This window comes from Pseudomonas lundensis (assembly GCF_015377145.2).
GTDB lineage: Bacteria > Pseudomonadota > Gammaproteobacteria > Pseudomonadales > Pseudomonadaceae > Aquipseudomonas > Aquipseudomonas lundensis.
In genome coordinates this window covers 712,404-738,776 of record NZ_CP062158.2, presented here as the reverse complement: position 1 = coordinate 738,776, position 26,373 = coordinate 712,404, and the positions used below count along the sequence as shown (strand labels likewise).

At 60.4% G+C, this 26,373-nt stretch carries 27 protein-coding genes; 9 read left to right on the top strand and 18 right to left on the bottom strand.

What is annotated here, in order from left to right; all coding sequences use genetic code 11:
- Window positions 1-15 precede the first annotated feature (15 nt).
- Window positions 16-855, top strand: coding sequence for an HlyC/CorC family transporter (locus IF654_RS03810; RefSeq protein ID WP_047273514.1), 840 nt, complete (start codon window positions 16-18; stop codon window positions 853-855).
- A 22-nt stretch (window positions 856-877) separates the two neighbouring features.
- The gene (lnt, locus tag IF654_RS03805; RefSeq protein WP_047273513.1) at window positions 878-2,401 is read left to right on the top strand and encodes an apolipoprotein N-acyltransferase; all 1,524 of its coding nucleotides are present in this window, start codon (window positions 878-880) and stop codon (window positions 2,399-2,401) included.
- Window positions 2,402-2,475: 74 nt separating this feature from the next.
- Here lnt and IF654_RS03800 read toward each other — a convergent pair whose 3' ends face one another.
- Both IF654_RS03800 and IF654_RS03795 read right to left on the bottom strand, forming a co-directional pair.
- Window positions 2,476-3,237, bottom strand: coding sequence for a YdcF family protein (locus tag IF654_RS03800; RefSeq protein ID WP_047273512.1), 762 nt, complete (start codon window positions 3,235-3,237; stop codon window positions 2,476-2,478).
- A gap of 155 nt (window positions 3,238-3,392) precedes the next feature.
- On the bottom strand, window positions 3,393-3,686 hold the full coding sequence (locus IF654_RS03795; RefSeq protein WP_047279117.1) for a hypothetical protein: 294 nt from the start codon (window positions 3,684-3,686) through the stop codon (window positions 3,393-3,395).
- A gap of 236 nt (window positions 3,687-3,922) precedes the next feature.
- Between IF654_RS03795 and leuS the strand changes: the two genes are divergently transcribed.
- From leuS to IF654_RS03770, 5 genes are all read left to right on the top strand, one after another.
- Window positions 3,923-6,529 carry a leucine--tRNA ligase gene (gene leuS / locus IF654_RS03790; RefSeq protein WP_083334248.1) on the top strand — a complete coding sequence of 869 codons (2,607 nt, stop codon included), beginning with the start codon at window positions 3,923-3,925 and terminating at the stop codon, window positions 6,527-6,529.
- A 90-nt stretch (window positions 6,530-6,619) separates the two neighbouring features.
- Window positions 6,620-7,225, top strand: coding sequence for an LPS-assembly lipoprotein LptE (locus tag IF654_RS03785; RefSeq protein WP_047273509.1), 606 nt, complete (start codon window positions 6,620-6,622; stop codon window positions 7,223-7,225).
- Window positions 7,226-7,267: 42 nt separating this feature from the next.
- Window positions 7,268-8,305, top strand: a complete 1,038-nt coding sequence (holA, locus tag IF654_RS03780) for a DNA polymerase III subunit delta (RefSeq protein ID WP_047273508.1) — start codon at window positions 7,268-7,270, stop codon at window positions 8,303-8,305.
- 128 nt (window positions 8,306-8,433) lie between these two features.
- Window positions 8,434-8,583 carry an alternative ribosome rescue factor ArfA gene (gene arfA / locus IF654_RS03775; protein WP_047273507.1) on the top strand — a complete coding sequence of 50 codons (150 nt, stop codon included), beginning with the start codon at window positions 8,434-8,436 and terminating at the stop codon, window positions 8,581-8,583.
- Between the two features lie 50 nt (window positions 8,584-8,633).
- Window positions 8,634-9,938 (top strand): lytic murein transglycosylase, encoded by a 1,305-nt coding sequence (locus IF654_RS03770; protein ID WP_194862757.1) that lies wholly within the window; start codon window positions 8,634-8,636, stop codon window positions 9,936-9,938.
- A gap of 35 nt (window positions 9,939-9,973) precedes the next feature.
- Here IF654_RS03770 and IF654_RS03765 read toward each other — a convergent pair whose 3' ends face one another.
- The 13 genes from IF654_RS03765 to IF654_RS03705 all read right to left on the bottom strand — a co-directional run bounded on the left by IF654_RS03765 (window position 9,974) and on the right by IF654_RS03705 (window position 22,389).
- Window positions 9,974-10,927, bottom strand: a complete 954-nt coding sequence (locus tag IF654_RS03765; RefSeq protein ID WP_194862758.1) for a S66 peptidase family protein — start codon at window positions 10,925-10,927, stop codon at window positions 9,974-9,976.
- Window positions 10,928-10,931: 4 nt separating this feature from the next.
- Window positions 10,932-11,972, bottom strand: coding sequence for a lipoyl synthase (gene lipA / locus IF654_RS03760; RefSeq protein WP_047279119.1), 1,041 nt, complete (start codon window positions 11,970-11,972; stop codon window positions 10,932-10,934).
- Window position 11,973: 1 nt separating this feature from the next.
- Window positions 11,974-12,627 (bottom strand): lipoyl(octanoyl) transferase LipB, encoded by a 654-nt coding sequence (gene lipB / locus IF654_RS03755; RefSeq protein WP_047273503.1) that lies wholly within the window; start codon window positions 12,625-12,627, stop codon window positions 11,974-11,976.
- The gene (locus IF654_RS03750) at window positions 12,627-12,902 is read right to left on the bottom strand and encodes a DUF493 domain-containing protein (protein WP_047273502.1); all 276 of its coding nucleotides are present in this window, start codon (window positions 12,900-12,902) and stop codon (window positions 12,627-12,629) included. The genes lipB and IF654_RS03750 overlap by 1 nt, the downstream gene beginning before the upstream one ends.
- A gap of 79 nt (window positions 12,903-12,981) precedes the next feature.
- Window positions 12,982-14,139, bottom strand: coding sequence for a D-alanyl-D-alanine carboxypeptidase family protein (locus IF654_RS03745; RefSeq protein WP_047273501.1), 1,158 nt, complete (start codon window positions 14,137-14,139; stop codon window positions 12,982-12,984).
- A 175-nt stretch (window positions 14,140-14,314) separates the two neighbouring features.
- Window positions 14,315-15,313 carry a septal ring lytic transglycosylase RlpA family protein gene (locus IF654_RS03740; RefSeq protein ID WP_047273500.1) on the bottom strand — a complete coding sequence of 333 codons (999 nt, stop codon included), beginning with the start codon at window positions 15,311-15,313 and terminating at the stop codon, window positions 14,315-14,317.
- Window positions 15,313-16,335: a lytic murein transglycosylase B gene (mltB, locus tag IF654_RS03735; RefSeq protein ID WP_371058246.1), complete on the bottom strand. Its 1,023-nt coding sequence runs from the start codon at window positions 16,333-16,335 to the stop codon at window positions 15,313-15,315. Before mltB ends, IF654_RS03740 begins: the two co-directional genes overlap by 1 nt.
- 5 nt (window positions 16,336-16,340) lie before the next feature.
- Window positions 16,341-17,444, bottom strand: a complete 1,104-nt coding sequence (rodA, locus tag IF654_RS03730) for a rod shape-determining protein RodA (protein ID WP_047274257.1) — start codon at window positions 17,442-17,444, stop codon at window positions 16,341-16,343.
- A 31-nt stretch (window positions 17,445-17,475) separates the two neighbouring features.
- Window positions 17,476-19,371, bottom strand: coding sequence for a penicillin-binding protein 2 (gene mrdA / locus IF654_RS03725; RefSeq protein WP_047273498.1), 1,896 nt, complete (start codon window positions 19,369-19,371; stop codon window positions 17,476-17,478).
- A gap of 12 nt (window positions 19,372-19,383) precedes the next feature.
- Entirely contained in the window at window positions 19,384-19,851 is a 468-nt protein-coding gene (rlmH, locus tag IF654_RS03720) for a 23S rRNA (pseudouridine(1915)-N(3))-methyltransferase RlmH (RefSeq protein WP_003444191.1), read from the bottom strand.
- 9 nt (window positions 19,852-19,860) lie between these two features.
- Window positions 19,861-20,355 (bottom strand): ribosome silencing factor, encoded by a 495-nt coding sequence (gene rsfS / locus IF654_RS03715; protein ID WP_047273497.1) that lies wholly within the window; start codon window positions 20,353-20,355, stop codon window positions 19,861-19,863.
- Window positions 20,356-20,426: 71 nt separating this feature from the next.
- Window positions 20,427-21,083, bottom strand: a complete 657-nt coding sequence (gene nadD / locus IF654_RS03710; protein ID WP_047274255.1) for a nicotinate-nucleotide adenylyltransferase — start codon at window positions 21,081-21,083, stop codon at window positions 20,427-20,429.
- A 34-nt stretch (window positions 21,084-21,117) separates the two neighbouring features.
- Window positions 21,118-22,389 carry a glutamate-5-semialdehyde dehydrogenase gene (locus tag IF654_RS03705; protein ID WP_094987851.1) on the bottom strand — a complete coding sequence of 424 codons (1,272 nt, stop codon included), beginning with the start codon at window positions 22,387-22,389 and terminating at the stop codon, window positions 21,118-21,120.
- Between the two features lie 177 nt (window positions 22,390-22,566).
- Here IF654_RS03705 and IF654_RS03700 point away from each other — a divergent pair, with 177 nt between their 5' ends.
- A complete protein-coding gene (locus tag IF654_RS03700) occupies window positions 22,567-23,235 on the top strand; it encodes a DNA-3-methyladenine glycosylase (protein ID WP_094987860.1) in 669 nt (222 codons plus the stop codon).
- 48 nt (window positions 23,236-23,283) lie between these two features.
- Entirely contained in the window at window positions 23,284-24,600 is a 1,317-nt protein-coding gene (locus IF654_RS03695) for a bifunctional DedA family/phosphatase PAP2 family protein (protein WP_194862759.1), read from the top strand.
- Window positions 24,601-24,620: 20 nt separating this feature from the next.
- Here IF654_RS03695 and IF654_RS03690 read toward each other — a convergent pair whose 3' ends face one another.
- From IF654_RS03690 to IF654_RS03680, 3 genes are read right to left on the bottom strand one after another with little or no spacing between them, the layout of a single operon-like run.
- A complete protein-coding gene (locus tag IF654_RS03690) occupies window positions 24,621-25,223 on the bottom strand; it encodes an LON peptidase substrate-binding domain-containing protein (protein WP_094987850.1) in 603 nt (200 codons plus the stop codon).
- A 10-nt stretch (window positions 25,224-25,233) separates the two neighbouring features.
- Window positions 25,234-25,950 (bottom strand): LrgB family protein, encoded by a 717-nt coding sequence (locus IF654_RS03685; RefSeq protein WP_047273492.1) that lies wholly within the window; start codon window positions 25,948-25,950, stop codon window positions 25,234-25,236.
- Entirely contained in the window at window positions 25,947-26,309 is a 363-nt protein-coding gene (locus IF654_RS03680; protein WP_047273491.1) for a CidA/LrgA family protein, read from the bottom strand. Before IF654_RS03680 ends, IF654_RS03685 begins: the two co-directional genes overlap by 4 nt.
- Window positions 26,310-26,373: the final 64 nt, after the last annotated feature.

The following is a 26,373-nucleotide window of genomic DNA, read 5'->3' as shown; positions in this document are numbered from 1 at the left end:
TACGAGTAAATCGCTATGAGCGAAGACCGATCGAGCAACGGGCAAAAGTCATGGTTGGGTAAGCTGACCCAGGCCTTTGCCCATGAGCCGAAAAACCGCCAGGAGCTGCTTGAGCTGCTGCGCGAAGCACACCAGAACAAACTTTTGGACAGCGAAGCGCTGGCCATCGTCGAAGGCGCCATTCAAGTGGCTGACCTGCAAGTGCGCGACATCATGGTGCCGCGCTCGCAGATGATCAGCATCAAGGCGACCCAGACACCCCGTGAATTTCTCCCGGCGATCATCGACGCGGCGCACTCGCGCTACCCGGTGGTCGGCGAAAGCCACGACGACGTACTCGGCGTGTTGCTGGCCAAAGACCTGCTGCCGCTGATCCTTCAAGAGAACGGCGACAAGTACAACATCAAGGATCTGCTGCGTCCGGCGACGTTCGTTCCCGAGTCCAAGCGCCTTAACGTGTTGCTGCGTGAGTTCCGTGCCAACCATAACCACATGGCCATCGTCATTGACGAGTACGGCGGCGTGGCCGGTCTGGTGACGATTGAGGACGTGCTCGAACAGATCGTCGGCGACATCGAAGACGAACACGATGTCGAAGAAGACAGCTACATCAAGCCGCTGCCAAGCGGTGACTTCCTGATCAAGGCCCTGACCCCGATCGAAAACTTCAACGAGTTTTTCGACAGCGACTTCTCCGACGACGAGTTCGACACGGTGGGCGGCCTGGTCATGAGTGCGTTCGGGCACTTGCCAAAACGCAATGAAACCACTGAAATCGGCCCGTACCGCTTCCGCATCCTCAATGCAGACAGCCGCCGTATTCACTTGATTCGCCTGACGCCTATCGCCCGCTAAACCTCCAACACCAAGGATTGAAATGCGCTGGATAACCTCCCCCGGCTGGCCCGGTAACTTGCTGGCTGTGGTCGCCGGCGCACTCACCACCCTGGCGTTGGCACCGTACGACATCTGGCCGCTGGCGCTGGTCGCCCTGGCCCTGTTCTACCTCGGCTTACGCGACCTGTCGCCACGTCAGGCGCTGGGCCGGGGCTGGTGCTTCGGTTTCGGCCTGTTTGGCGCGGGCACCAGCTGGATCTACTACAGCATTCACAACTTCGGAGGCGCGTCAGTCCTGCTGGCGGGCCTGCTGATGCTGGCATTCACTGCCGCCATTGCCTGGTTCTTTGCCCTGCCCGCGTGGCTATGGGCGCGCTGGATTCGCCGCAATGAAGCCCCGCTGGCGGACGCCTTGGCCTTTGCGGCCCTGTGGGTCATGCAAGAAGCCTTTCGCGGCTGGTTCCTCACCGGGTTCCCGTGGCTTTATTCCGGTTACAGCCAACTCGACGGTCCACTGGCCGGGCTCGCGCCGCTGGGCGGCATGTGGCTGATTTCCTTCACCTTGGCGCTCACTGCCGCCCTGCTGTGCAACCTCCCCCGGTTGATCCGGGCCAAACGCAAGGCTTTCATCGCCGCCGGAGCCGTGCTGCTGGTCGGCCCGTGGATCATCGGTAGCGCCCTCAAACACCACGCTTGGACCAGTCCTTCGGGCGATCCGCTGAGCGTGGCGGCGATTCAGGGCAATATCGAACAAAGCATGAAATGGGACCCGGCGCAGTTGAATGCGCAACTGGCCCTGTACCGCGACATGACGTTCAGTTCCAAGCGGGTCGACCTGATCGTCTGGCCTGAAACCGCGATCCCGGTACTCAAGGAAAACGCCGAAGGCTACCTGTCAATGATGGGGCGCTTTGCTGCCGACCGGCATTCTGCCCTGATCACCGGTGTGCCGATCCGCCAGGAAGTGCGTCACGAACCGCGCTTCTTCAACGGCATTACGGCCGTGGGCGAGGCGGATGGCACCTACCTGAAACAAAAGCTGGTGCCGTTTGGCGAATACGTGCCGTTACAGGATGTGCTGCGCGGGCTGATTGCGTTCTTCGACCTGCCGATGTCCGACTTCGCTCGCGGGCCTGCGGAACAAGCGCTGCTACAAGCCAAGGGCTATCAGATCGCACCGTTCATTTGCTACGAAGTGGTGTACCCGGAATTCGCTGCCAGCTTGGCGGCCAAGAGCGATGTGCTGCTGACCATCAGCAACGACACCTGGTTCGGCACCTCGATTGGCCCGCTGCAGCATTTGCAGATGGCCCAGATGCGCGCGCTTGAAGCTGGCCGCTGGATGATCCGGGCAACCAACAACGGCGTCACCGGGCTGATTAACCCTTACGGGCAGATCACGGCGCAAATCCCGCAGTTCGAACAGGGGATTCTCTACGGCGAAGTGGTGCCGATGCACAACCTCACGCCGTACCTGCAATGGCGTTCGTGGCCGTTGATTATCCTGTGTGTGGTGCTGATCGGCTGGGCCCTGATAACCAGCCGCATTGCCAAGACCGTGTGAGACGCCGCGTGTCGCAGCCAACGCTTGAGGCTGCGACACGCACAGGGTAGCTACCTTCCAGCGCGTGCTCCGGCTCAGCGGTAAAACAACGGGTAAGCCACTTGCCCCACCGCCTCGTTCAGCAACTGCCCGGACTGCCAGATCGATTTGAATTCTGGCATCCATCCACCCAGAGGCCGGGCGTTGTCTCGGCCCAAAAAGCCCACCGGCGCTGCCACCACTTCAAACCCGGCCTTTTCGAAACTCCAGACGGCACGCGGCATGTGCCACGCTTGCGTGACCACCACCACGCGCTTGATGCCCTGAGGCAGCAAGAGATCGGCCGTCATTTGCGCGTTTTCCCACGTCGTGCGGCTGCGCTCTTCTTTCCAGCGCACTTGCACACCAAAGTCATCGCGCAAGGAGTCTGCCATCAACTGCGCCTCACTCGGCGGCGTGCCGTAATGCAGGCCGCCCGTGGTCACCAGCGGCAGCCCGGAAGCCTTGGCCAGTCGGGCCGAGTAACGCTGACGTTCTAGCCCGGTGCCCGTCGGCTGATCGCTGCCCCACGCCGGATCGCCCCGCTCACGCCCGGACCCCAGCACCACAATCGCATCGGCACGCGTGGCCAAAGTCGCCCAGTCACTTTGCGCCAGTGCCGGTTCACGCTCCAGCGCGCGGGCGCTCCATTCCACCACCACGGGCAGGCTCATCAACCAGAAGCCACCCACCCCCACGACGAACAACGCCCCGGCCAGCCGCGGGCGCGAACGGCGCAGCCACCAGGCGAGCACAAGGATCAGTAAAAGAATGCCGGGCGGCAGAAGCAGTTGTTTAACGAAATATCGAATAGGCATCGAGCATCTCCAAAGATGCCCGAAGCCTAAGGGGGTTGATCCGATGCAACAACAGGCACGTGAGTGACTTGGATATAAACGCCTGCTTTATCAACCCTGGGACACGTAGGTGACGCCACTCGCTGTATCACGGACTCACGACGTAAAAAGTCGCCCTAGCCCTTGGCTTGCTTGACCCGGTCCTTCAGCCAGATGACATTGGCTGCCGACGGGGTTTCCTGCACATGACTGCTGCCATGCGAACGTCTATCCACCTCGCGTTCGCTCCGGTTTAAATACGCGTTAATCAACTCCAGTTCAGCATGACTCAAACCTCGCAATTCCACTTCGGCAGGGTGTTCGTTACGTAATTGCACTGCCGTTTGCGCTGAATCGAGAGCCACGTCCAAACGATTGATCAGACGCTCATACACCTGTGACGTTGTCGCTTTGCGTTGCGTTCTTGCCATCCGCTCACCTCATTGAAGGATATCGATCTCCCCTTTGAGCAAGCTTAGTCGCGTGCACAAAACCGGTGAGGTGCAGCGACCAACGGAAGGACGAGGCAATCAGGGTTTCCCTCGATAGAGTGGGGTCATGTATGCTACGGGGCTTCCTGTAACCCCTACTCCAACTTGACCGGGCAACACAATAGCCGGCCGTATGTTGAAGAGGATTAGGCCACCCTTTATCAGTACAAGTAGCCATGCACGAACAATATCAGCCCCGTGAAATAGAAGCCGCCGCCCAATCATTCTGGGACAACCAAAAGTCCTTCGAAGTCAGCGAAGATCCAGGCAAGGAAACCTACTACTGCCTGTCGATGTTCCCGTACCCGAGCGGCAAGCTACACATGGGGCACGTGCGTAACTACACCATCGGCGACGTGATCTCCCGTTACCAGCGCATGCTCGGCAAGAACGTACTGCAACCTATGGGGTGGGATGCCTTCGGCATGCCGGCTGAAAACGCCGCGATGAAGAACAACGTCGCACCGGCCAAGTGGACGTACGAAAACATCGAATACATGAAGACCCAGTTGCGCAGCCTAGGCCTGGCGGTTGACTGGTCGCGTGAAATCACCACCTGCAAGCCGGACTACTACCGCTGGGAACAATGGCTGTTCACGCGCCTGTTCGAAAAAGGCGTGATCTACCGCAAAAACGGGACCGTGAACTGGGACCCGCTGGACCAGACCGTTCTGGCCAACGAGCAAGTGATCGACGGCCGCGGCTGGCGTTCGGGCGCGCTGATCGAAAAACGCGAAATCCCGATGTACTACTTCAAGATCACGGCCTATGCCGATGAGCTGCTTGAAAGCCTCGACGAGCTGACGGGCTGGCCTGAGCAGGTCAAGACCATGCAGCGCAACTGGATCGGCAAATCCCGCGGCATGGAAGTCCAGTTCCCTTACGACGTCGACTCCATCGGCGAGCAGGGCACCCTCAAGGTCTTCACCACCCGCCCCGACACCCTGATGGGCGCCACCTATGTGGCCGTGGCAGCCGAGCACCCGCTGGCCACCCAGGCGGCACAGTCCAACCCCGAGCTGCAAGCGTTTATCGCTGAATGCAAAGGCGGCAGCGTGGCTGAAGCCGACATGGCTACCCAAGAGAAAAAGGGCCTGCCGACCTCGCTGTTCGTCCTGCACCCGCTGACCGGTGAAAAGCTCCCGGTGTGGGTCGCCAACTATGTGTTGATGCACTACGGCGACGGCGCAGTCATGGCCGTTCCTGCTCACGACGAGCGCGATTTCGAATTCGCCACCAAATACGACCTGCCGATCAAGTCGGTCGTGCGCACCAGTGCGGGCGACGCCTCCCCTGCGCCTTGGCAGGACGCTTACAACGAACACGGCCCACTGATCAATTCCGGCGAATTTGACGGCCTGGATTTCGACGCAGCCTTTGCGGCAATGGAAGCAGCCCTGACCGCCAAAGGTCTGGGCCAGTCGCGCACCCAGTTCCGCCTGCGCGACTGGGGCATCAGCCGTCAGCGCTATTGGGGTTGCCCGATCCCGATCGTTCACTGCGACAGCTGTGGCGACGTTCCGGTGCCAGAAGACCAATTGCCGGTTGTATTGCCTGAAGACGTCGTACCCGATGGCGCCGGCTCGCCATTGGCCCGCATGCCTGAGTTCTACGAATGCAGCTGCCCGAAATGCGGCGCCCCGGCCAAGCGTGAAACCGACACCATGGACACCTTTGTCGAGTCGTCGTGGTACTACGCGCGCTACGCCTCGCCTCACTACGAAGGCGGTCTGGTCGAAAAATCCGCCGCCGATCACTGGCTGCCGGTTGACCAATACATCGGCGGTATCGAACACGCGATCTTGCACCTGCTGTATGCGCGCTTCTTCCACAAACTGATGCGCGATGAAGGCTTGGTCAGCTCCAACGAGCCGTTCAAGAACCTGCTGACCCAGGGCATGGTGATTGCCGAAACGTATTACCGTCGCGAAGCCAACGGCGCCCTGACCTGGTTCAACCCGGCAGACGTCGAGCTGGAGCGTGACAGCAAGGCCAAAATCATTGGCGCCAAGCTGATCAGCGACGGCCTGCCGGTTGAGATTGGCGGCACTGAAAAAATGGCCAAGTCCAAGAACAACGGCGTTGACCCGCAATACATGATCGAGCAATACGGCGCCGATACCTGCCGCCTGTTCATGATGTTCGCGTCGCCACCTGACGCCAGCCTCGAATGGTCGGACTCCGGCGTTGAAGGCTCGCACCGCTTCCTCAAGCGCGTCTGGCGCCTGGCGCATGCGCACGTTAGCCAGGGCCTGCCCGGCGCACTGGACATCGGCACGCTGAATGACGAGCAAAAAGTCATTCGTCGCGCCATTCACCAGGCCATCAAGCAAGCCAGCCAGGACGTGGGCCAGCACCACAAATTCAACACCGCCGTCGCGCAAGTGATGACCGTGATGAACGTGCTGGAAAAAGCGCCGCAGGCCACCGAACAAGACCGCGCCCTGTTGCAAGAAGGTCTGGAAACCGTGGCCTTGTTGCTGGCCCCGATCACCCCGCACATCAGCCACGAGCTGTGGAATCAGCTGGGTCACATCGGCGCCATCATCGACGCACCGTGGCCGACGCTCGACGAAAGCGCGCTGATTCAGGACACGCTGCAACTGGTGATTCAGGTTAACGGTAAACTGCGCGGCCAGATCGAAATGCCTGCCGGCGCCAGCCGTGAAGACATCGAAGCGGCGGCCCGGATCAACGAAAACGTGCTGCGTTTCACCGAAGGCCTGACCATCCGCAAAGTGATCGTCGTGCCGGGCAAACTGGTTAATATCGTCGCCAGCTAAATTGGAACAGGCGCCCGCCTCGTGCGCGGGCGCCCAACAAAACCTTCCGGGCCGCTTCGTCGGTCCATCTGGTTTCAAGGGGAGCAACACATGATCAAACGCAACTTGCTGGTGATGGGCCTCGCAGTCTTGCTGAGCGCCTGCGGCTTTCAGCTGCGCGGCACCGGCACCAATCAGCTGTCGATTACCGAACTCGACGTCACAGCCCGTAATGCTTACGGCGATACCGTGCGTGAGTTGCGACAAGTGCTGGAAAACAGCGGCGTGAAAATCACCGCTGCTGCGCCTTACCACCTGATCCTCACCAACGAGCAAGACAGCCAGCGCGCTGCCAGCTATGCGGGCAATGGCGGTTCGGTCGAATACGAATTGACCAAAGTGCTGAACTACGAGATCCGTGGCGAGCACAACTTGCCGTTGCTCAACAACAAGATCGAAGTGCACAAGGTCTACCTGCAAGACAGCAGCAACATCACCGGTTCTGGCCAGGAAGCGTCCATGATCAGCACCGAGCTGCGCCGTGAACTGGTGCAACAAATGGTGCTGCGCCTGGAGCAGCTGACTCCGGAACAACTGGCCAAGCTGCAACAAGTGGCTGACGAGAAAGCTCGGGCTGAAGCCCAGGCCATCGAAGCTGCGCGTCAGGCACAAGATGCGATTCCTCAGCAGTCGCCCCTCGAAGTTCCTGAGCAATAAGGTATACGGGGCGCTCAGGCGCCCCGTCATCTATCAAGTCCTATGAAACTCGCCCCCGCCCAACTCGCCAAACACCTGCAAGGCAGCCTGTCGCCCGTCTACATCATCAGCGGCGACGACCCGCTGTTGTGTCAGGAAGCCGCAGACGCCATCCGCAGCACCGCTCGCCAACAAGGTTTTGATGAACGCCAAGTGTTCAGTGCTGACGCCAGTTTTGACTGGGGTTCATTGCTGCAGGCTGGCGCAAGCATGTCGTTGTTTGCCGAAAAACGCTTGCTGGAGCTGCGATTGCCCTCCGGCAAACCCGGCGACAAAGGCGCGGCAGCCCTCATCGAATATTGCTCGCGACCCGCAGACGACACCCTGCTGCTGATCAGCCTGCCAAAACTCGATGGCAGTGCGCAGAAAACCAAATGGGGCAAGGCGCTGGTGGAGGGGGCGCACACACAGTTCGTACAGATCTGGCCGGTGGACGCCAATCAATTGCCGCAATGGATTCGCCAGCGGCTGTCGCAAGCGGGGCTGGCGGCGACCCATGATGCTGTGGAATTGATCGCCGCACGGGTAGAAGGCAACTTGCTGGCAGCCGCTCAGGAAATCGAAAAGCTCAAACTGATGGCTGAAGAAGGCCAGATCACGGTCGAGACCGTGCAGGCCGCGGTCGCCGACAGTGCGCGTTTCGATGTGTTCGGGCTGGTGGATGCGGTGCTTAATGGTGAGGCTGCCCATGCATTGCGCATGCTCGAAGGCTTGCGCGGTGAAGGCGTCGAGCCGCCCGTGATCCTCTGGGCGCTGGCTCGCGAGCTGCGGGTCTTGGCCAACATTGCGTTGCAATACAGCCAGGGCATTCCGCTGGACAAGGCGTTCAGCCAGGCACGCCCGCCGGTGTGGGACAAACGCAAACCGCTGATGAGCAAAGCCTTGCAACGTTATTCAGCTCAGCGCTGGGCGCAGCTCTTAATGGACGCGCAACGCATCGACGCACAGATCAAGGGTCAGGCGGCAGGTTCGGCCTGGAGCAGCCTCAGCCGATTGACGCTGCTGATGTGTGGGCAACGTCTGAACTTGCCAGCGGAATAACCAACCAGCCTGAGTGGCCGCTGTAAAAGCACGAAACAGCCAGTCAACGCCTGCACGTAACGACGCTGGACAGATCAAACAATCTGGCCGATGATTTGCGCCTGTTCAACCCAGCGAGAGTCATTGCCATGAGCAAACGCCCCAACAAGGCCAAATCCATCGTCACCCAACCCTTGTTCCGCAGCCGCCAGGAACGCCCCGCCAAAGGCAAAGGCAGCTACCGCCGCGAAGCCTTCCAGTCGAGAGACCGGGAGGCTTTTTACTTTCTGGCTGCCTGACGGCGGGAATGTTAAGGTCTGCATCTGATTCGCATTACCTGGACCTGCGCATGCCCTTAAGTCATAAACGCCGTTGGCCGATGCGCCAACTGATTGCTGCTTCCAGCGTCATCCTTTTAGTCGCCTGCGCAGAGAAACCCACCGCAGCCGATGCTCAACCCCTGCCTGTGACGCCTCCCTCGCCCGCGGTGACCACCAGCGCTCCCGTTGCAGACACCCTTGAAATCCAGCCCGCCCAAAGCTTCAGCGAATGGCAAGCCAACTTCCGTGCGCAAGCCCTGAAGGCCGGGATCAACCCGCTGGTTTTCGATAACGCCTTCAAAGACATCACCCCCGACATGGGCGTCATCAAGGCTGATCGCAGCCAGCCCGAGTTCAGCCGCCCAGTGTGGGAATACCTCGAAGGCGCCCTTTCGCCGCTGCGCGTGCGCAATGGCCAGCGATTGCTTGAGCAAAATGCCGACCTGCTAAGTCGTATCGAAGAGCGCTACGGCGTGGACCGCAAGGCACTGGTGTCGGTGTGGGGCATGGAAAGCAACTTCGGCACTTTTCAAGGCAACAAATCGGTGATCCGCTCCCTGGCCACCCTGGCGTATGAAGGCCGCCGCCCGGAATTCGCCCAGAGCCAACTGATCGCTGCCCTTAAGATCATCCAGGAAGGCGATATTTCGCCCGAGAAAATGCTCGGTTCATGGGCAGGCGCGATGGGCCAGACCCAGTTCATCCCCACCACCTATGAAACCCACGCGGTGGATTTCGACGGCGATGGCCGTCGGGACATCTGGAACAGTTCGGCTGACGCGCTGGCTTCCACGGCTCACTACCTGCAAAGCTCCGGTTGGAAGCAAGGCCAGCCCTGGGGATTTGAAGTGAACCTGCCGAGCGGGTTTGACTACGCGCTGGCTGACGGAACCGTTCGTAAAAGTGTCAGCGAGTGGCAAGCGCTTGGGGTTCGGGTGCCTGAGACCGACAGCGGTTCAGAACAACTGAGCGCCACGTTGTTGCTGCCCGCCGGATACCGGGGACCGGCATTTTTAGTGCTGGATAACTTCAGGGCCATCCTGCGCTACAACAACTCTTCGTCGTATGCGCTGGCGGTGGGCCTGCTGTCTGAGCGCTTCAACGGTGGTGGCATCATCAAAGGGGACTGGCCCAAGGATGACCGCCCGTTGAGTCGCAGCGAACGTGTCGAGCTGCAAACCCTGCTGAGCAACCGCAACTACGACGCGGGCAAGGCTGATGGCATCATCGGGGCAAACACCCGCAAGGCGATTCGCAGCGCGCAGCAAGCGCTCGGCTGGCCCGCGGATGGCTACCCTTCGCATAAGTTGCTGGAAAGTTTGCGCCAACAATAAACGGCCTGCGCCACCCCTCTCCCGCCGGGAGAGGGTCAAGGCGCGAACGAAACGACGTCCTGCTCTAACACCAACTGCTGGTTATCTGCATCCAGACGCACGAGCGCGCCCATTGGCAAGGTCAGGTTGGGGTCGCAATGCCCGCTGCGCCATCCCGCGAGTACAGGCACCCCTAGCGGCCCAAGCTCCTGCCCGATCAGCCGCATCAACGCCTGAGTGTCCACTCCGGCCACATCCCCCACCAACACACCCCGAACCCGCGCCAACTTGCCCGCTAACCGCAGTTGGGTCAGCAGACGGTCAATCCGGTACAGCGGTTCGTTGACGTCTTCAATGAACAAAATGATGCCGTCTGCGTCCAGCTCGAATGCGGTGCCAAGCGTGCCGCAGATCATGGCCAGGTTGCCGCCCAGCAACCGTCCGCTGGCCACGCCCGGCGCCACGGTGGTCAACGCAAACGCGGCGGGATGGGTCAGAACGGCGCCTTGCCGGCCACTGATCATGTCCAGCAGGGAGGATTCAGTGGGCGCCTGCTTATTGCCCAGCAGGTCGGCGTTCAGCATCGGCCCGTGAAAGGTCACGAAGCCTGCATAACGGGTGATGGCCAGATGCAGCGCCGTGATGTCGCTGTAGCCAATAAAAGGTTTGGGATGGCGCTTCAGGAGTTCGAAGTCGATGCCATCGAGCAAACGCGGGCTGCCATAGCCGCCGCGCATGCACAAAATCGCGTCGATGCTGTCGTCGGCAAAGGCGTCGTGCAAATCGTGCAAACGGATAGCATCAGCGCCGGCCAGGTAGCCGTCTTTTTCCCATACCCCCGGAAAAACCCGCAGTTGATAACCGCGTGCCTGTATCCATTGGGTGGCAAGGTGAAGATCGAGTTCGGCGGGGCCAGCCGGGGCGATCAGGCCGATCACCCCGCCAGCACGCAGCGCGGGCACCGCGCCGTGGGCCTTGTCAGACACCTGCGCGGTGAACCGGCTGTTCATGGTTTTACTCACTGACCAGCATGTTCTTGACCAGCTTGGCCTGCTCATCCGCGTGGTACGAGGAACGAACCAACGGCCCGGAAGCAACGTTTTTGAAGCCCATTTTGTAACCTTCCTCGGCGAACCAGGCGAAGGTGTCCGGGTGCACAAAACGCTGAACCGGCAAGTGGCTGCGCGACGGTTGCAGGTACTGGCCAAGGGTCAGCATGTCGATGTCGTGCTCGCGCATGCGCTTCATCACTTCGATGACTTCTTCATCGGTTTCGCCAAGGCCCAGCATCAGGCCGGATTTGGTCGGGATGTGCGGCATCATTTGCTTGAAGCGCTGCAGCAACGTCAACGACCACTGGTAATCGGAACCCGGACGCGCCGCCTTGTACAGACGCGGGACGGTTTCAAGGTTGTGGTTGAACACGTCAGGCGGCTCGGCGGCCGTGATGTCCAGCGCTACGTCCATGCGGCCACGGTAGTCGGGCACCAGGGTTTCAAGCAGCACGTTGGGTGACAGCTTGCGGATCTCGCGGATGCAATCGGCAAAGTGCTGGGCACCGCCGTCACGCAGGTCATCACGGTCCACCGAGGTGATGACCACGTACTTCAAGCCCAGGTCAGCAATGGCGATGGCCAGGCTTTGTGGCTCATTGACGTCCAGAGGCTTGGGTCGACCATGGCCGACGTCGCAGAACGGGCAGCGACGGGTGCAGATGTCGCCCATGATCATGAAGGTGGCAGTACCGCCCGAGAAGCACTCACCCAGGTTCGGGCAGGACGCTTCTTCGCAAACGCTGTGCAGTTTGTGTTTGCGCAGCAGTTGCTTGATACGGTCGACTTCCGGGGAAACCGGGATGCGCACCCGAATCCAGTCAGGTTTTTTCGGCAATTCGGTGGTCGGAATGATTTTGACCGGGATACGCGCCACCTTTTCGGCACCGCGCAGCTTGACGCCGGTCTCAACCTTGGAACGGGCCTCGCTGGCGCGGGCTGCACGTTCAGAGATGTCCAGCGTAGGGATCAGGGTTTCAACAGCGTCTTGCGCAGTAGTCATATCAATCGATTCCGCCCGTCAGGGTCGTCTGCTCAGCATAGTCGAGGTGTTTGACGAGCTGCGCGCGCAGCCGGGCACGCACCTCGGCAAATTCAATCGGGCCTGCATGGTCGCGCAACTGGGTCATCGCCAGCCCCGCGTAGCCACAGGGGTTAATCCGTCGAAACGGTTCCAGGTCCATATCCACATTCAGGGCCAGGCCGTGGAAAGAGCAGCCATTGCGGATCCGCAGGCCCAGTGAGGCGATTTTCGCGCCATTCACATACACGCCGGGCGCATCGGGCTTGGCGTGTGCGCTTACGCCATAGCTGGCGAGCAGCTCGATCAGGCAGCGCTCCATCCGGCTGACCAGTTCGCGAACCCCAAAGCCCAGACGCCGCACATCCAGCATCAGGTAGGCAACCAACTGGCCGGGCCCGTGATACGTCACTTGCCCGCCGCGATCTGATTTGACCACCGGGATATCACCCGGCAGCAGCAGGTGCTCGGCCTTGCCGGCCTGCCCCTGGGTGAATACTGGCGGATGCTCCACCAGCCAGATCTCGTCTTGCGTCTCGGGCCGGTCTTTGCGTTGGTCAGTGAAACGCTGCATGGCCAGCCAGGTGGGCTCGTAATCCAGCAACGCCAACTCGCGAAAACCCAGGGCCCGCGACATCACAACACCATGTGAACGAAGCCAGTGGCCCGCAGTTCGCTGTTGATGTTGTACAGCTGGTCCTGATCCGTGGCCACAATGTGCAGCTGGATGGTGGTGTACTTGCCGTTGGTGCTCTGGCGTTCGTCAATACGCTCGTCGTTGATCGTTGCGTGTTTTCGCACGATCACGAGGATTTTGTCCTTGTTACCCACACCTGTGTCACTGATCACCTTAACCGGGTAATCGGTTTGAGGAAATTCGATCTTTGGCGCCTTTACTTCGTTATCGCTCATGGCGTATTGGCCTCGTAAGCCCGGAACTACAGACATGACCCCGCGCCGGGTAAGCGCAGGGTCACACAGGTGGGTGCAATCAGTTGAACAACCCGTAGAAGAATAGACGGATGCTATCCCACACGCGGCGGAAAATGCCACCTTCCTCAACCGGCTCAAGTGCGATCAAGTCCGCACTGTGAACAACTTTATCGTCGAGTTTGACTTCAACCTTACCGATCACGTCACCTTTGGCGATGGGCGCCATCAGTTGCGGGTTCATGGTCATGCTTGCGGCCAGCTTTTTCAATTGGCCTTTAGGCAGGGTCAGTGTCAGGTCGTTGGCCAGACCGGCTTTGACTTGGCTCGTGGTGCCTTTCCAGACAGGAGCCTGAGCCAGCTCGGTGCCTTTCTGGTAGAAGGTCTGGGTTTCGAAGAAGCGGAAACCGTAGGTCAGCAGTTTTTGCGTTTCGGCCGCACGGGCCGCTTCGCTGTTGGTGCCGAACACCACGGCGATCAAACGCATGCCGTCACGCACTGCCGAAGACACCATGCAGTAGCCGGCTTCATCGGTGTGACCGGTTTTCAGGCCGTCAACGGTCTTGTCGCGCCACAGCAACAGGTTGCGGTTAGGCTGCTTGATGCCGTTCCAGAAGAACTCTTTCTGCGAGTAGATCGCGTAGTGAGTCGGGTCTTCGTGGATGATCGCGCGGGCCAGCAGCGACATGTCATGCGCCGACGAGTAGTGATCAGGGTTTGGCAGACCGGTCGGGTTCATGAAGTGACTATTGGTCATGCCCAGCTCGGCTGCGGTCTTGTTCATCAGATCCGCGAAAGCGTCTTCACTGCCGGCAATGTGCTCAGCCAATGCAACGCTGGCGTCGTTGCCCGACTGAATGATGATCCCGTGCAGCAGATCGCTGACCGACACCTGGGTGCCGACCTTGATGAACATGCGCGAACCACCGGTGCGCCAGGCGTTCTCGCTGACCGTTACCGGATCGTTCTCGCCAATCTGGCCACGACGGATTTCCAGCGTCGCAATGTACGCGGTCATCAGTTTGGTCAGGCTGGCCGGGGGCAGGCGCTGGTCGCCATTGTTTTCAACCAGCACGTTGCCGCTACTGGCATCCATCAGTACGTAGGATTTGGCGGCAAGCTGTGGCGGCGACGGCATCATTTCGGCTGCCCAGGCGGCAGGCGTAATGATCAGCGGGACAAGCAGGCACAGGCGTTTGGCAAAGGTGGTGATGTTCATCCGTCTCTCGAAATTGTTGATGGAAACTTACCCTCGCGGGCAAAACTGTTCTGACAGCCCTTAGAGGGGCTGTCGCGTATTCAGTTGCAGGCACGGCCCTCACAGGGCTTTTGTTCTTTGTCGCTGCAACTGCGTTTGGGCCCCGAACCTTCGGGGCCCAACGCGTTAATCAGTGTTACTGATCCGATGTCACAACGCTTGGCTGGCCCAAATTGGCCAGTCGCACGCTGTTTTGCGCTTGCTGTACTTCGCCGGCCGAGGCAATCGGCCCCAGCCGCACACGGTGCAAGGTCTGCTGATTGCGCACAATCGAGCTAATAAATACGGGGGCACTGACCATGCCACTGAGCTTGGAACGAAGCAACTCTGCGGCATCCGGGTTGGCAAAGGCGCCGACCTGCAAATACGTGCCCTGCCCGTTGGCCATGCGCGGCACCGGCACCACATCCGTGGCGTGTTGCTGCGCAGGCGGCGTCCATTGCTCGACCTTGCCCGTGGCAATGGTTGGTCCGGGGGCATTCTGGGCCATTTTCGGCTCATTGAGCATTAGCGGCGCAGGACGACCGCGCTGCGCCCACCACTGCTGCGGGTCGATGCCTTCGACTTTGACCCGCGCCGTACCGGTTTCGGCGTAGCCGAGCTTTTTGGCCGCCGCGTAGGACAAGTCAATGATGCGGTCCGAATAGAACGGGCCACGGTCATTAACCCGCAGCACCACGGCTTTACCGTTGTCCAGGTTGGTCACTTTGACGTAGCTGGGCAGCGGCAGGGTTTTGTGCGCTGCGCTCATGCCGTACAGGTCATACACCTCGCCATTGGCAGTGTTCTGACCGTGAAACTTGGTGCCGTACCAGGATGCCGTACCTGACGCCACGTACGTCTTGGACTCTTGCATCGGGAAGTAGGTCTTGCCCAGCACGGTATACGGGTTGGCTTTGTACGGCCCGGTGTGCAGGGTGGGCGTCGCATCGGGGATACGCGAGACGTCTACGTCCCACCACGGCGCGCCGTCCTTGTGTGCCCGGTTGATGTCCAGACCGGGCGTGGCGCGGACCACCGGGGCCGACTTTTGCTGCGGCGCGGTGGAACGACTGCTGGAGCAACTCACCACCAGCAACGCGACGGCGGCGCAGGCAGCAACTTTCAACGGTGTACGGATCGCTAGAAACGGCATTACTTGTTGCCCCGTGCTTGAACCAGCAGGTCGGACAGTTGGTGCACTGCCATGGCGTACATCACGCTACGGTTGTAACGCGTAATCGCATAAAAATTCTTCAGGCCCATCCAGTATTCAGGGCCGTTTTCGCCTTCGAGACGGAAGGCGGTGACCGGCATGTCGTCACGCAGCGCATCATGACTCGACCACCCCAGCGCTCGCAACTCCCCGACCGTTTTCACCGGCTCGATGCCTTGGGTCAACCCTTCGTCGGCGCGATCGCCTTGCACATCAGCCCGAATGACCACCGGCTCGCCCGCTACCCAGCCATGGCGCTTGAAGTAGCTGGCAACACTGCCGATGGCGTCGTCCGGGTTGCTCCAGATATTAATGTGGCCGTCGTTATCAAAGTCCACGGCATAGGCGCGAAAGCTGCTCGGCATAAATTGCGGCAAGCCCATCGCACCGGCGTACGAACCTTTAAGGGTCAACGGGTCGACCTGCTCCTCGCGGGCCAGCAGCAGAAATTCGCGCAGTTCTTTGCGGAAGAATTCAGCACGCGGCGGGTAATCGAAGCCCAGGGTCGACAGCGCGTCGATTACCCGGTAGCTCCCTGTGTTACGGCCGTAGAAGGTTTCAACACCAATGATCGAGACAATCACTTGCGCCGGTACGCCATATTCCTGCTCGGCACGGGCCAGCACGGCTTCGTGCTCACGCCAAAAATCGACACCGCGCGCCACGCGGGCATCCGAAATGAAGATCGGGCGGTATTCCTTCCACTGCTTCACGCGCTCGGCCGGACGCGAAATGGCATCAAGGATGCTCTGCTTGCGTTGAGCCTCGCGAAAGACGTCCATCAGCTGTTCACCGGCGAACCCGTAATCGCGGGTCATCTCACCGACAAACTCAGCCACCTGGGGCGAGCCTTCATAGTCGCCGGCCACTGCGCCTTGCGCCGCCCCGAACAGACCTAACAGGCCTACCCAGGACGCGTATCGAGCAGCCCAGCCACGCATTACTTGCATTGAATTCTTCACCTTAATCAAACTTGCGCGATCCACTTGCGATGCGTGTGGATCGACATCAAAACCCCAAACGCTGACAGCAGCGTAACGAGCGAAGTTCCGCCGTAGCTAATGAACGGCAATGGCACGCCCACCACCGGCAACAGGCCACTGACCATACCGATGTTGACGAAAACATAAACAAAAAACGTCATGGTCAGGCTGCCGGCCAGCAATTTGCCGAACAGCGTCTGCGCCTGGGCCGTAATCACCAGGCCACGACCAATCAACAGCAGATAAATCAGCAGCAATGCGCAAATGCCCACCAAGCCGAACTCTTCGCCCATCACCGCAATAATGAAGTCGGTGTGGCTTTCAGGCAGGAAGTCCAGGTGTGACTGGGTGCCCAGCAACCAGCCTTTGCCAAACACACCGCCCGAACCAATGGCGGCCTTGGACTGAATGATGTTCCAGCCGGTGCCCAGCGGATCGCTTTCAGGGTCGAGGAAGGTCAGCACGCGCTGCTTTTGATAGTCGTGCATCACGAAAAACCACATGGCGACGGCCACCGGAACCGTGGCCGCCAGCACGCTGAGAATCCAGCGCCAACGCAGCCCGCCCATGAACAGCACAAACGCGCCGCCCGCCAGTACCAGCAGCGCAGTACCGAGGTCGGGCTGACGCACAATCAACGCAAAGGGCACGCCAATCAGCATGAGGCTGATCGCCACGTGTTTAAGCTGCGGGGGCAAGGTGCGCTTGGAGAGGTACCAGGCGATGGTCGCTGGCATCAGGATCTTCATGAATTCCGAAGGCTGGAAACGGATCACCCCCGGGATGTTGATCCAGCGCGTGGCCCCCATGGCGTTGTGGCCCATGACGTCCACGACCACCAGCAGCAGCACGCCGATCAGGTAACCAATCGGCACCCAGCGCGCCATGAACCGGGGTTCAAGCTGGGCAATGATGAACATTGACACCAGACCGATACCAAACGAGGTGGCCTGCTTGCTCAGCAGGTCCCAGCTCTTGCCGCTGGCCGAGTACAGAACGAACAGACTGCCGGCCGCCAGGGTCAACAGCAGAATCAGCAGCGGGCCATCGATGTGCAAACGCTGCAACAGCGAGGCACGTCGACGCATCACATCCTCACTGGAGAGCATGCGATCAAAATTACTCATCACGGGCCGTAACCTCCGCCTTTGAAGGGCTGGCGTACTCAGGTTTGAGCTTGCCTTGTGCATCCAGCAACCAGGCATCCATGACCTTGCGCACGACCGGCGAAGCCACGCGGCTGCCCGCCTCACCGTTTTCAATCATGACCGAGACCGCAATTTGCGGGTTGTCGGCCGGGGCGAAACCAACGAACAACGCGTGGTCGCGGTGGCGTTCCTGAACCTTGGAACGGTCATATTTTTCGCCCTGCTTGATCGCCACCACCTGCGCCGTACCGCTTTTGCCAGCGATCAGGTATTGCGCCCCCACGCCCGCCACACGGGCAGTCCCGCGGGCGCCATGCACCACTTGCTGCATGCCATGGCTGACCTTGGCCCAGTTGGACGGGTCGCGCAGCACGATGTCCGGCATCGGGTTCGGGTCAACGGGCGGCACGCCCTCGATGGTCTTGGCCAGGTGCGGACGGATCCATTTGCCTTTGCTGGCAATCAGCGCAGTCGCTTGCGCCAGTTGCAACGGCGTGGACTGCATGTAGCCCTGTCCAATCCCCAGAATCAGGGTTTCGCCCGGAAACCAGGCCTGCCGCCGCGTCGCCCGCTTCCACTCGCGGGACGGCATCAAGCCTGCGGACTCTTCGAACATGTCGAGCGAGACTTTCTGGCCGATGCCGAACTGGTTCATGTACGAGGACAGACGATCAATGCCCAGCTTGTGAGCCAGGTCATAAAAGTAAGTGTCGTTGGAACGCATGATCGCCGTGTCCAAATCCACATAGCCATCACCGCTGCGGTTCCAGTTACGGTACTTGTGATCGTAATTGGGCAGCATGTAGTAGCCGGGGTCGTAGACCCGCGACGAACCGGTGATCACGCCGCTGTCGAGCCCGGCAATCGCCACCGCGGGCTTGATGGTCGAGCCCGGCGGGTAAAGGCCGCGCAGGATGCGGTTGAACAGCGGGCGGTCGATCGAGTCGCGCAACTCGGCATACGCCTTGAAGCTGATGCCGGTGACAAACAGGTTGGGGTCGAAGCTCGGCTGACTGACCATCGCCAGTACTTCGCCAGTATTCGGATTCAACGCCACCACTGCACCACGGCGCCCGGCCAGCGCTTCTTCGGCGGCTTCCTGCAATTTGATGTCGAGGCTGAGCACGATGTCCTTGCCGGGGATCGGGTCCGTGCGCTTGAGCACACGCAACACCCGGCCACGGGCGTTGGTCTCGACTTCTTCGTAACCCACCTGACCGTGCAGCTCAGCCTCATAGAAGCGTTCGATGCCGGTTTTACCGATGTGATGGGTGCCGCTGTAATTCACGGGATCGAGGGTTTTAAGCTCTTTCTCGTTGATCCGCCCCATATAGCCCACCGAATGCGCAAAATGCGCGCCCTGCGGGTAGTGGCGCACCAGTTGCGCGACCACTTCAACCCCGGGCAGGCGGAACTGGTTCACGGCAATCCGGGCGATCTGTTCTTCGGTGAGCTCAAACAGAATGGGCACCGGCTCGAATGGCCGACGCCCCTGCCGCATGCGCTTTTCAAACAAGGCACGGTCTTCTGGCGTGAGCTGCAACACTTCGACGATCACATCGAGCACTTGCTGCCAGTCACCGGAACGTTCGCGGGTCATGCTCAGGCTGAAGCTGGGCCGGTTGTCCGCGATCACCACACCGTTGCGGTCGAAAATCAGGCCACGCGTCGGGGGAATGGGCTGCACGTGCACCCGGTTGTTTTCAGACAGGGTCGAGTGGTACTCGTACTGCACAACTTGCAGGTAGTACAGGCGCGCAATCAGCGCACAAATGAGCGCCACCACCACAATTGCGCCGACCACAACGCGGCTGCGCACAAGGCGTGCGTCTTTCTCGTGGTCTTTGAGGCGAATTGGCTGAGACATTCGGGACGCTGACTATTTGTGATAAGGGTGCCCGGACAAAACCGTCCAGGCGCGATACAACTGCTCACCAATCAGAATCCTTACCAACGGGTGCGGCAACGTCAACGGCGACAGCGACCAGCGCTGATCAGCCCGTGCACAGACTTCCGGCGCCAGCCCTTCAGGGCCGCCCACCATGAAGTTCACCGTGCGCGAGTCCAGGCGCCAGCGGTCCAGCTCGACCGCCAGCTGCTCGGTACTCCAGGGTTTGCCATGCACTTCCAGCGTGACAATACGCTCACCCGGACCGACTTTGGCCAGCATGGCCTCGCCTTCCTGACGGATGAAGCGGGCCACGTCGGCATTTTTGCCGCGGGTGTTGAGCGGTATTTCCACCAGTTCAAGGGCCAGCTCGGATGGCAGACGCTTGGCATATTCATGCCAGCCTTCTTCCACCCATTTAGGCATACGCGAACCGACAGCGATCAAACGCAGGCGCACAGCTAACCCTTACTCTTGGTCTTTGTTGAGCTTGAGGAAATGCTCGTGGGTGTTTTCCGGGCTGTGGTGAGCAGCGCTGCCTGCACGGCTTTGCTCAGCACCGGCCCACAGACGCTCCAGGTCGTAGAACTGGCGCGCACTGGCGGTCATCATGTGAACGATCACGTCGTCCATGTCCAGCAGAACCCAGTCGCTGTCGCCCTTGCCTTCTTCGCCCAACGGCTTGACGCCCAGCGCTTTGACCGCTTCGCGGACCTTGTCCAGCATCGCGCCGATTTGACGGTTCGAAGTACCGGTGGCGATGATCATGAAGTCAGTGATGCTGTGCTTTTCGCGCACGTCGATGATTTGAATGTCTTGGGCCTTGACGTCTTCCAGGGCCGTCACCGCCACTTTGACCAGCTCTTCGCCTTTCAGGATTTCGGTCGGTTGGGCTTTTTCCGGCAGAGGGGCGCTCTTGAACGTGCCTTTGCGCTTAACTTTGCTTACATCTTTGTTAGTCATATAAAACTCGTTTTGCTCGTATGTTCGGGTGTTTCAATACACGTTGTTATCGCGCCTTGAAACACGCCTTTTTAGTTCGACGCACGGTACAGTCCGTGCGCATCGATGTAGGCCAGGACCGCGTCGGGCACCAGGAAACGTACCGACTTACCGCTGGCCAGCAGTTGACGGATCTGGGTGGCGGAAACCGCGAGCGGTGTCTGCCAGACGAATGCAATCTGTCCGCTCGACCCTTTCAGGGCCAGCGGGTCGCTTACCGAGCGCGCTGCCAGCAGGTTGCGCAAGGCATCCGGCGGTTCGCTGTCGGCATCCGGGCGCTGTAGCACCAGGATATGGCAATGCTGGAGCAACTCTTCCCAGCGGTGCCATGTAGGCAGGCCGCAAAACGCGTCCCAACCCAGCAATAAAAACAACTGGTCCTGCGCGGCCAGCTCGGCCCGCATCAGTTCCAGGGTGTCGATGGTGTAGGACGGTTTGTCCCGTTGCAGTTCCCGGGCGTCCACCACCAGCGTAGCCACACCTTCGACGGCGCACTCGACCATCGCCAGACGGTCGTGCGCAGACACGTGCGGCGTGTCACGGTGAGGCGGCCTGGCATTGGGTGTCAGACGCAGCTCGTCGAGCCCCATCATCTCTGCCACTTCCAGCCCGCCGCGCAAATGCCCGATGTGCACCGGATCGAAGGTTCCACCCAACACACCTATGCGCCGGGGTAACGCGTCGTTCATCGGTGCCTCCACTGCCGCTTCAAGGTCGATCAAGTCAGACCGGCTCCTGACCGCGCAGCTGTCCGTCACCGACCACAATGTACTTCTCGCAGGTCAGACCTTCGAGCCCCACCGGGCCGCGGGCGTGCAGCTTATCAGTAGAAATGCCAATCTCCGCACCCAATCCGTATTCAAATCCATCAGCGAAGCAGGTCGGGGTGTTGAGCATGACCGAACTGGAGTCCACTTCGGCCATGAAACGCCGGGCGTCGCCCTGATGTTCGGTGACAATCGAGTCGGTGTGATGGGAGCCGTAGTGATTGATGTGCTCAATGGCCGCGTCCAGCCCGTCGACAATACGGATCGACAGAATCGCGTCCAGGTATTCGGTGTGCCAGTCGTCTTCAGTGGCCGGCACCACGTCGATCAGCGCTTGAGTACGTTCACACCCGCGCAGCTCGACACCCTTGGCGCGGAACTCCTCGGCCATGGCAGGCAAAAACTCTGCCGCGACGGCCTGATCCACCAGCAACGTTTCCATCGCCCCGCAAATACCGTAGCGATAGGTCTTGGCGTTGAACGCAATGCGCCGGGCCTTGGGCAGGTCGGCATGAGCACTGACGTACACATGGCAAATGCCGTCCAGGTGCTTGATCACCGGCACCCGCGCATCACGGCTGACACGTTCGATCAAGCCTTTGCCGCCACGGGGGACGATCACGTCCACGTATTCGGGCATGGTAATCAACGCGCCGACAGCCGCGCGGTCGGTCACTTCAACCACTTGCACCACCGCCGGCGGCAGCCCGGCCTCGGCCAGACCTCGCTGGATACAGGCGGCAATCGCCCGATTGGAGTGAATGGCTTCGGAGCCGCCGCGCAAAATGGTGGCATTGCCGGACTTCAGGCACAGGCTCGCGGCGTCGATGGTCACGTTGGGACGCGACTCATAGATGATGCCAACCACGCCCAGCGGCACGCGCATCTTGCCCACCTGGATTCCCGAAGGCCGGTAGCTCATGTCACGAATGGCGCCGACCGGATCCGGCAGGCTGGCCACCTGCCGCAGACCGACGATCATGCCGTCAATGCGCGCCGGGGTCAGGGCCAGACGCTCCAGCATGGCGGGTTCAAGACCATTGGCCCGGCCCGCCGCCAGATCCTGCTCATTGGCGGCGGTGAGTTCCGGTCGCGCAGCGTCCAATGCAGCGGCAGCCGCCAGCAAGGCACGGTTTTTTTGCCCGGTGCTGGCACGGCCAATCACACGGGAAGCTTCACGGGCAGCGCGACCCAAACGGGTCATGTAGTCAAGAACGGACTCAGTCATGGTCTCAATGGTCTTGGCAGAGAGGAAAGCGGCCGATTATAGCGGTCAAGCCGCCTCACGCACAGCGGTGGCAGGCGGATGGTCGAAATGGACTGCAAATACACAGCGTTCAGCGCGGATTAAGCAGGTCTTGCTATGATCTGCGCCCTTTGCGCCACTGATGTGATAGCCCTGAAGATGCCTACGATGCTGCCGGATGCCTTTTTCGACCGTGATGCCCAACGCGTTGCCCGCGAACTTTTGGGCAAAGTCATTCGTCACCGGGTCAACGACCAGTGGCTCAGTGCGCGGATTATCGAAACCGAAGCCTATTACTGCGTCGACAAAGGCAGCCATGCCTCACTGGGTTACACCGAAAAGCGCAGGGCGCTGTTTCTTGATGGCGGGCACATTTATATGTACTACGCTCGCGGCGGCGACTCGTTGAACTTCAGCGCCCACGGCCCGGGCAATGCCGTCCTGATCAAATCGGCCTACCCGTGGGTCGACGAGCTGTGCGGCCCGGACAGCCTGGCGCTCATGCAGCGCAACAATCCTGACACGCAGGGCCGCCCGCGACCCGACCACAAGCTCTGCGCCGGGCAAACATTGCTGTGTAAGGCGCTGGGTCTAAAAGTGCCTGAATGGGATGCAAAATGTTTCGACCCCGAACGTTTACGGGTCGATGACGTCGCACAACAACCCTCGCAGGTGATTCAAACCACACGCCTGGGCATCCCCCACGGGCGGGATGAACACCTGATGTACCGCTTTGTCGACGCTGACTACGCTGCGTATTGCACGCGTAACCCGCTGCGACGCGGCCAGGTTGAAGGCAAGGACTACGTGATCCTGGATCACCCGTGATTGCCACTGCCCGAACGATTTAACCGACGATCAAAAGGAAATTGAAACATGGGCCCATGGCTCGATAGCGTAACTGGCTGGCTGACAGCCAACCCGCAGTGGCTGGGCCTTGCGGTGTTTATTGTGGCGTGCGTTGAATGCCTGGCCATTGCCGGGATTATTGTGCCGGGCACCGTGCTGCTGTTTGCAATCGCCGTCATGGCGGGCAGCGGTGCCTTGTCACTGGGCGAAACCTTGCTGCTGGGGTTTCTCGGCGGACTGCTCGGGGATGTCGTGTCTTATGCGCTGGGCAGACGCTTCCATCAAAACATTCGGCGCTTGCCTTTATTGCGCACCCACCCCGAGTGGATGAACGGCGCTGAAAGTTACTTTCACAAGTACGGCATCGTCAGCCTGCTCGTGGGGCGCTTCATCGGCCCGCTACGGCCCATGCTGCCCATGGTCGCAGGGATGTGCGACATGCCCGTCCCGCGCTTTATCGGGGTCAGCCTGCTGGCCGGCATCGGCTGGTCGGTGGCGTATCTGCTGCCTGGTTGGGCGACCGGCGCCGCGATCCGCTTGCCATTACCTGAAGGCTTCTGGCCCCAAGCGGCGATTGTCGCGGTCGGGCTGGCGGGGTTGCTGGGGCTGAGCATCAACGCCAGCGTTCGGCGCCAATCCAAAGCGACCTTGCTGATCGGCGCCCTGAGCCTGGTGCTGCTGCTGGCGGTGTTCATCGGCTACCCGTACATGACGGCTCTGGATCAGGGCATTTCTGCGCTGGTGCAAGAGCATCGCAGCAGCGCCATGGACATGGCCGCCGTGCTGGTGACGCAGATCGGCAACTTCCGCACCCAGTTTCTGACGGCGGCGCTGGTGTGCATCATCCTGCTGCTGACCCGGCAATGGCGCGCGATGATTTTTTTCGGCGGGGTGACGCTGTTCACTGCGTTGGCCAACACTTTCACCAAGCTGTTCTTCGCCAGGGTGCGCCCTGACGTGTTGGTGGATCCGCTGACCAGTTACAGCATGCCCAGCGGCCATAGCTCCGGCGCGTTTGCGTTCTTTGTCGCGCTGGCAATTCTGGCCGGGCGCGAGCAACCTCAGCGCATGCGCATCACGTGGGTGCTACTGGGCTGCCTGCTGGCGATCACGGTCGCCATGTCGCGGGTGTACCTCGGCGCTCACTGGCCAACTGACATCATGGCGGGCGCGCTACTGGCGATCACGGTCAATGCGTTTGGACTGGCGCTGTGCCAACGCTTCATGCCGCTGAGCCCCGTCCCGCAGAAAGTCTGGTGGCTGATTTTGCCCGCCAGCACGGCGCTGTACGGCTTTTTCATGCTGGCGCACATGTCCAAAGAGCTGCTGCGCTACGCGTACTAACACCCCGCGTGGGGCGAGGATCAATTGAGGGTTTCGCCTTGAGAATCGCCCTGCATTTCGTCCAGCAGCACCTGAATGCCATCCAGACGCTGCTGGGGGTCATCGACTTGCAGCAGTTGTAACTTGTCCTCCTCGGCAAAAGGCAGCAAATAGGCCAGTTGATTGGCCAGCGACTGCTGCCCCTCGACTTCGGTGCTCATGTTCAGGGCCGCCACCATCGGGTGCTCGGCCAGCGCCTTGAGCAGCGCCAGCAAATCCTGATCTTCCTCTTCAAGCGGTTTCTCGGGGATTTCGTCCAGCCACTCAACCTCCGCTACCAGCAACTGGTCACGCTGGCGTTCTGCACTCAGCACCCCAAAGCGTCGCCCGCCTTCGACCCGTATGCCCAACAGGCCATTCTCCTGTTGCTGAAAGTCGCGGATCAGTGCTTCACACCCGATCAGGGCAATGTCGTCGGGGGCGTCGCCCACTTCACTGCCCTCCAGAATGCACACCACCCCAAAACCGGTGCCCTGCTTCATGCAGCGGGCAATCATGTCGAGGTATCGCGCCTCAAAAATTTGCAGATCCAGTACACAACCGGGAAAGAGCACAGTCTTGAGAGGAAACAACGGCAATGTCATGTCTACGTCCTTACACCACAAGGCTGACGGCCAGCGGCAAAAAGACCGCCGTGCCCACACCCATTAAACTCATCGCCAACGCCGCAAAAGCGCCGCACTCTTCGCCTTCCTGCAAGGCCACGGAGGTTCCGACTGCGTGAGCCGTCATGCCCAGCGCCATGCCCCGCGCTTCGGCACTGTGAACCTGCAACAGGCTCAGCAGGCCCGGCCCGACAATCGCACCAATGACCCCGGTAATCAGCACAAACACTGCCGCCAACGCAGCGACACCGCCGATTTGCTCAGCCACCAGCATGGCAATGGGCGAGGTCACCGACTTGGGCGCCAGGGTCATCAGCACCATGTGCTCAGTGCCGAACCACCAACCCAGCAACACCACCAGGCCGGTCGCAAACACGCCCCCAATCACCAGCGTAGTAAAGATGGGCCAGAACAGTTGGCGGATTCTTCGCAAATTCAGGTACAGCGGGACGGCCAGCGCCACCGTGGCGGGGCCCAACAGGATGCTCAGGATGTCGGTGCTTTTGCGGTACTCGTCGTAGCTCAGGCCGCAACTGAGCAGCACGCCGATCACCAGCAGCATTGAGGCCAACACCGGTTGCAGGAAAATCCAGCGGGTTTTTTCGAACGCCGCCAGCACCAGTTGGTAAGCGCCCAGGGTGATGCCAATGCCGAACAGCGGATGGTGGATCACGGCTTGCCAGGCGCCTTGCCATTCCAGGGTCATGGCCGTTCCTCCGCAGACTGATGACGCTTGAGCAAGCGCTGCATCAGCACGCCCACGAACGCCATCGACAACAGCAGTGACAGCACCAGCGCGCCGACAATCGCCCAAAAATCGGCGGCGATGTCACTGGCGTAGACCATCACCCCCACGGCGGGCGGCACCAGCAACAACGGCAGGTAGCGCAACAGACCGCTGGCTGCCTGGCTCAAAGGCTCGCCAACCTGGCCGCGCACGATCAGAAAGGCCAACAGCAGCAACAACCCGATGATCGGGCCGGGCAACACAGGGATGAACAAATGATTGAGGGCAGTGCCGAGCAATTGAAACAGCACCAGCCAGGTCAGGCCGCGTAACAACATCTCTCGTCTCCAGCGATCTTTTTTGCGCCGCATTATAAGCACGCTCACCACGCACTGGCTTGGC